This is a genomic window from Thiolapillus sp. (assembly GCF_048562965.1).
Lineage (GTDB): Bacteria > Pseudomonadota > Gammaproteobacteria > Chromatiales > Chromatiaceae > Thiolapillus > Thiolapillus brandeum_A.
In genome coordinates this window covers 1-5,764 of sequence record NZ_JBHNMF010000197.1, presented here as the reverse complement: position 1 = coordinate 5,764, position 5,764 = coordinate 1, and the positions used below count along the sequence as shown (strand labels likewise).

The following is a 5,764-nucleotide window of genomic DNA, read 5'->3' as shown; positions in this document are numbered from 1 at the left end:
CAACACGCCTTTTTATAGGTCGGTTTTTCATCGTAGCGCAGCTAAAGAGTAGTGGTTCCACATAAGGGTCTAGGTTACCCTCAACCGTAACGTTCAGGAAGGGGCTTTTGCGACACCCTCCCTCGGGGAGAGGGTCAGGGTGAGGGCAGGTTGTTCTCCCTTTTCTCTGGAACAGGGGGCGGGGGGGGGGGGGAGGGCCTTGTTCAATCGAAGCCCTGGGACACCACCACCAGCCTGTCCAGCCGGTTGCGTGCCTCGCCGCTGGCAATCGCTGCCCGGGCCTTGTCCACGCCGCCCTTGAGATCATCCGCCAGTCCAGCCGCATAAATAGCCGCGCCGGCATTCAGCGTAACGATATCCCGGGCGGGGCCGGCATGATCCTCCAGTACGGAACGGATCATGGCCAGGCTCTCCCCAGCATCAGCCACCTGGATGGCCTCCAGGGAAGCCCGCTCCATGCCGAACTCCTCCGGCCAGATGCTGTAACGGCGAATGGCGCCGTCTTTCAGCTCGGCCACTTCTGTCTTGTCGCCGATGCTGATCTCATCCAGGCCGTCTTTGGAATGCACCACCAGCACATGGTGGGCGCCCAAGCGTTGCAACACTTCCGCCAGAGGCTCCAGCAGGTCTTCGCTGAATACGCCCAGGAGCAGGTTGGGCACCCCGGCGGGGTTGGTCAGGGGGCCCAGCACGTTGAAAATCGTGCGCACCCCCATTTCTTTGCGCGGACCGATGGTATGCTTCATCGCACTGTGATGACCGGGAGCGAACATGAAGCCCACCCCCACTTCACGCACGCAATGGGCCACCTGTTCAGGGTTCAGGTCCAGGCGGATGCCCGCCGCCTCCAGGGCGTCAGCGCTGCCGGACTTGCTGGAAACCGAGCGGTTGCCGTGTTTGGCCACGTGACAGCCTGCCGCCGCGGCCACGAACATGGATGCGGTGGAGACATTGAAGGTGCCGGAAGCATCGCCACCGGTGCCCACGATATCCACGGCATAATCCAGGCCGGAGATATCCACCCCGGTCGCCAGCTCGCGCATCACCGAGGCGGCCGCAGTGATTTCCGTCACTGTCTCCCCCTTCATGCGCAGGCCGATGAGAAAGCAGCCGATCTGCGCCGGGGTGGCGCCGCCGGTCATGATGGTTCGCATGACGGCTGTCATCTCCTCCGCGCTCAGATCCTGCTTGTCTATAACCCGGTTTATGGCCTGTTTCATGTTCATGGTTCTTGCCTCTGCAACCTTGGTAGGTCGGACTTCAGTCCGACATTTCCCCTTGTGCCGCTTGTTGTCGGGCTGAAGCCCGACCTACATATTTTAAGGGCTGGGGGTGTCCCTGGTCAGGGATGTCGGTGGCATGGATGCCACCGTCAAGCCCCCAGGGATGGGTTAACGGCGTTCCCTGACCAGGGACACTCCCAGCTCAAAACCGTTCATCATCCTTCCTGCCGCCTGTTGTCGGGCCGAAGCCCGGCCTGCATTATTTTCCGTCGAGAAAATTCCGCAGCATGTCATGCCCATGCTCGGTGAGAATGGACTCGGGGTGGAACTGCACCCCCTGCACGTTCAGCTCCCGGTGACGCACGCCCATGATCTCGTCCATCTCCCCGTCTTTCTCTGTCCAGGCGGTGATCTCCAGACAGTCGGGCAGGGTTTCCCTGTCGATCACCAGGGAGTGATAACGGGTGGCGGTGAAAGGGTTGTCCAGGCCGCTGAACACCCCCGTGTCCGCGTGATACACGGGCGAGGTCTTGCCATGCATGATCTCCCGGGCGTGAACGATTTTCCCCCCAAAGGCTTGGCCGATAGATTGATGTCCCAGGCACACCCCGAGAATGGGCAGCTTGCCCGCGAACTGCCTGATGGCGGCCACGGACACGCCCGCTTCATTGGGGGTGCAGGGACCGGGCGAGATGACCAGGTGGTCCGGGTTCAGCGCCTCAATCCCTTCGAGATCGATCTCGTCGTTGCGCTTTACCACCACCTCGGCGCCCAGTTCGCCAAAATACTGCACCAGGTTGAAGGTGAAGGAATCGTAGTTGTCGATCATCAGCAACATGGCTCAGTCCTCCCCTTCGCACAAATGTTTTTCCAGCCCGGCTTCGGCCAGGGCCACGGCGCGGAACACCGCCCTGCCCTTGTTCATGGTTTCCTTCCATTCCAGCTCAGGCCTGGAATCGGCAACGATGCCGGCGCCGGCCTGGATGTGCAGCTGGCCGTCCTTGATTACCGCCGTGCGGATGGCTATGGCCGTGTCCATGTTGCCGTTCCAGGACAAATAGCCCACGGCCCCGGAATACACGCCGCGCTTTACCGGCTCCAGCTCGTCGATGATCTCCATGGCGCGGATCTTGGGAGCGCCGGATACCGTGCCCGCCGGGAAGGTGGCCCGCAGCACGTCGATGGCGCTCATGCCTTCCTTGAGATCGGCGGTGACATTGGAGACGATATGCATGACGTGGGAATAGCGCTCCACGATCATCCTGTCCGTGAGGGTCACGCTGCCGGTGCTGGCCACCCGGCCCGCATCATTGCGCCCCAGGTCGATGAGCATCAGATGCTCCGCCAGTTCCTTGGGATCGGCCAGCAGTTCGGCTTCCAGGGCCTGGTCTTCCTCTTCCGTGTGACCCCGGCGGCGGGTGCCGGCAATGGGGCGCACGGTGACTTCGCCATCTTCCAGGCGCACCAGGATCTCCGGTGATGAGCCCACGATCTGAAAATCGTCCATGTCCAGGAAATACATGTAGGGCGAAGGGTTCAGGCCGCGCAGCGCCCGATACAGGTCCAGGGGCGGCGCCTGGAAGGGGATGGACAGCCGCTGGGAAAGCACCACCTGCATGCAATCCCCTTCCACGATGTATTCCCGGATACGCTCGACGGCGGCCTTGAAGCCCTCTTCGGTGAATCCGGAGACGAAATCCGACTCCCGCACTTCGCGATGCTCGCCACGGGGCAGGGAGGGCGGGCTGTTGCGCATGCGTTCGGCCAGTTCTGCGATGCGCGCATGAGCGCTGGCATAAGTGTCGCCACGCTCGGGATCGGCATGGACGATGATGAACATGCGGCCGGCCAGGTTATCGAATACAACCACTTCGTCGGACACCATGAGGAAGATATCCGGTGCGCCCAGAGGATCGTTCTTGTCCGGATTGTAGAGCCTTGGCTCGATATAGCCGATAGTGTCGTAGCCGAAATATCCCACCAGACCGCCGCTGAAACGGGGCAGGCCCGGCAGTTCGGGCACCCTGTATCGGTCCTGAAACGTCTCGACGAAGGCCAGTGGGTCTTCCACTTCGGCGGTTTCCACCACTTCACCGCTGGTGGTGATGGTGACCTGGTGTTGCCTGACGCGCAACTGGGTGCGGCAGGGCAGCCCGATGATGGAATAGCGGCCCCACTTCTCGCCACCCTGCACGGATTCGAACAGGTAGCCGTAAGGGCCATCCACCAGTTTCAGGTAAACACTCAGGGGGGTATCGAGGTCCGCAAGCACCTCGCAAACCACGGGGATGCGGTTGTAGCCCAGGGCAGCCAGGGCGTCGAATTTTTCAGGGGTCATGACTTTCTCCACAATATCGAAACACAAACAGGACAACGCAGCTGAATGCTCAGCTCCGCCATCGTCCTTGCTGTATCGCTATCGTGTTCATCATGATTTCGAATATGCTGGTGGAATTCGTAATGTAGCGCAAAGATAAAACAAAAACGCTGATTCGCCAAGTGAAATTCGTGTTTACAGCCTGTCTTTCAGTTCCGCCATGGAATCGATCACTTCATCCGGTTCGTAGATGCGGATGTCTTCGCCATGGTTGTAACCATAGCTCATGCAGACGATGCCGAAGCCAGCGGCGCGGGCTGCTTTCACGTCGCTCTTGGAGTCGCCGATCATCAGTGACTGTTCCGGCGTGACACCGAAGAACTCGGCGGCATAGAGCAGTGGCGTGGGATCGGGTTTCTTCACCGGCAGGGTGTCGCCGGCGACCACGATACCGAAGTAGTCGAAGATGCCCAGATCCTGCAACAGGGGCAGGGTGAACTGCTCGGCCTTGTTGGTGACGCAGCCGAGGGAATAACCCTGTTCCCGCAAATAATCCAGACCTTCCTGTACGCCCGGATAGAGTAAAGACCGCTTGGAAGTGTTGTCGGCGTACAGGTCCAGGAAGATGGGGTAGGCCTTGTCGAATTCCTCGTCCGAGGGTTCGCCATCGAGCTGGCCGATGAGGGCGCGGCGCACCAGTCGCTCCACGCCGTTGCCCACCCAGTCGCGCACCCGGGTCTCGCCCCAGGGCTCACGCCCGAGTTGCTGCATCATTTCGTCCACGCACCAGGCGAGGTCCGGCACGCTGTCCACCAGCGTGCCGTCCACATCGATGAGGATCATCTGCGGTTTGTCGGACATGCTCAGACGGCCTTGGCCAGGGCGTCGCGCATTTCCTTTACGCGGCTGTCGTACTTGTTGGGATCGTTTTCGTTGCGGCCACCGAAGATGCCGGAACCGGAAACGAAGGTGTCTGCACCCGCCGCAGCGATCTCGGCGATGTTGTCCACCTTGACGCCGCCGTCGATCTCCAGGCGGATATCCAGACCGGACTCGTCGATCATTTTGCGTGCTTCTTTCAGCTTCTGCAGGGCGGAGGGAATGAAACTCTGGCCGCCGAAGCCGGGATTCACGGACATGAGCAGGATCATGTCCACGTTTTCCATCTCGTACTTCAGGTAGTCCAGTGGGGTGGCCGGGTTGAACACCAGGCCTGCCTTGCAGCCGGCTCCTTTGATCAGCTGCAGGGTGCGGTCCACATGCTCGGAAGCTTCGGGATGGAAAGTGATGTAAGTGGCGCCGGCCTCGGCGAAATCACCGACCACGCGGTCCACGGGGCTGACCATCAGATGCACATCGATGGGCGCGGTGATGCCGTGCTTGCGCAGGGCGTCGCAGACCAGCGGGCCGATGGTCAGGTTGGGAACATAGTGATTGTCCATGACATCGAAATGGATGAAGTCGGTGCCGGATGCCAGCACGTCGTCGCATTCCTGGCCGAGCTTGGCGAAATCTGCGGAAAGGATGGAAGGTGCCAATACGAAATCTGTCATGATGAATACTCCCTGCCGGACTGCCGGCTCACGGAAAACTTGAAAGTCAGTTGTACTATATTACCGGAATCAACCGGAAAATTCATTGTTGTGCCACCCGCGCCCAGGACTACGTCATCTAACCCGCATCGCTCACCGACCCCCTAGTTCCGGCGTTTTTTAGGCGCCGGGACGTGGCCAAGATAGCCCGATAGCCCATTTCTCGTGCCAAGGTACTCGCCAAGAGAAGAGATTCTCGTGTTTTTTGCTCTCTCAGGGGCTCTGGAGGATGTTTTTTTGACAGAACAGACGCACCAGTCCCTCAGCACCCAGGACTGATTCTTTGAGTCGATGTTGTTGGGGACGGAAGAACCTATCCAGGCGGCGACCAAGCAGGGTGCTGCTTGAGATTGGCCAGGATCTGAGCGATGTCGCTGGCGTAGGGGGATGCTTCCGAGAAGGACAGCCAGACTTTGCGTACCGTCAGGCGCAGGCGGGCGCCGATTTTCAGCAGCTTCAGACGGATCGTCGTGCTCTGGGCCTTGGCAAACGCCGTACCGGTCAGGCCCAGCCGACGCAGGCCGTGCAGCAGGACATAGGCAAAGGAAGAGAAGTACAGCCGCAGTTGGTTCGCTCGCAGGGTGGCAGTAAGCGCCAAACAATCAGCCCTATTGCATTTTTTTGACAGGCGT

At 60.2% G+C, this 5,764-nt stretch carries 6 protein-coding genes; all 6 read right to left on the bottom strand.

Annotation, left to right across the window (positions count from 1 at the left end; all coding sequences use genetic code 11):
* Positions 1-203: 203 nt before the first annotated feature.
* A complete protein-coding gene (gene trpD / locus ACOCD2_RS11070) occupies positions 204-1,226 on the bottom strand; it encodes an anthranilate phosphoribosyltransferase (protein WP_293647598.1) in 1,023 nt (340 codons plus the stop codon).
* Between the two features lie 256 nt (positions 1,227-1,482).
* On the bottom strand, positions 1,483-2,061 hold the full coding sequence (locus tag ACOCD2_RS11065; RefSeq protein WP_293647600.1) for an aminodeoxychorismate synthase component II: 579 nt from the start codon (positions 2,059-2,061) through the stop codon (positions 1,483-1,485).
* Between the two features lie 3 nt (positions 2,062-2,064).
* Positions 2,065-3,561, bottom strand: a complete 1,497-nt coding sequence (gene trpE / locus ACOCD2_RS11060; protein WP_293647602.1) for an anthranilate synthase component I — start codon at positions 3,559-3,561, stop codon at positions 2,065-2,067.
* Between the two features lie 174 nt (positions 3,562-3,735).
* Complete coding sequence (locus ACOCD2_RS11055; protein ID WP_293647604.1) at positions 3,736-4,401, bottom strand: phosphoglycolate phosphatase; 666 nt, start codon at positions 4,399-4,401, stop codon at positions 3,736-3,738.
* Positions 4,402-4,403: 2 nt separating this feature from the next.
* Positions 4,404-5,093 carry a ribulose-phosphate 3-epimerase gene (gene rpe, locus ACOCD2_RS11050; RefSeq protein ID WP_293647606.1) on the bottom strand — a complete coding sequence of 230 codons (690 nt, stop codon included), beginning with the start codon at positions 5,091-5,093 and terminating at the stop codon, positions 4,404-4,406.
* 352 nt (positions 5,094-5,445) lie between these two features.
* A partial coding sequence (locus tag ACOCD2_RS11045) for a transposase (protein WP_419589530.1) occupies positions 5,446-5,764 on the bottom strand: 319 nt, incomplete at its 5' end.

What these genes read in the sequence shown, in the direction of transcription:
- trpD (WP_293647598.1), bottom strand. Translation starts at nt 1,226, where the DNA reads ATGAACATGAAACAGGCCATAAACCGGGTTATAGACAAGCAGGATCTG.
- ACOCD2_RS11055 (WP_293647604.1), bottom strand. Translation starts at nt 4,401, where the DNA reads ATGTCCGACAAACCGCAGATGATCCTCATCGATGTGGACGGCACGCTG.
- ACOCD2_RS11065 (WP_293647600.1), bottom strand. Translation starts at nt 2,061, where the DNA reads ATGTTGCTGATGATCGACAACTACGATTCCTTCACCTTCAACCTGGTG.
- trpE (WP_293647602.1), bottom strand. Translation starts at nt 3,561, where the DNA reads ATGACCCCTGAAAAATTCGACGCCCTGGCTGCCCTGGGCTACAACCGC.
- rpe (WP_293647606.1), bottom strand. Translation starts at nt 5,093, where the DNA reads ATGACAGATTTCGTATTGGCACCTTCCATCCTTTCCGCAGATTTCGCC.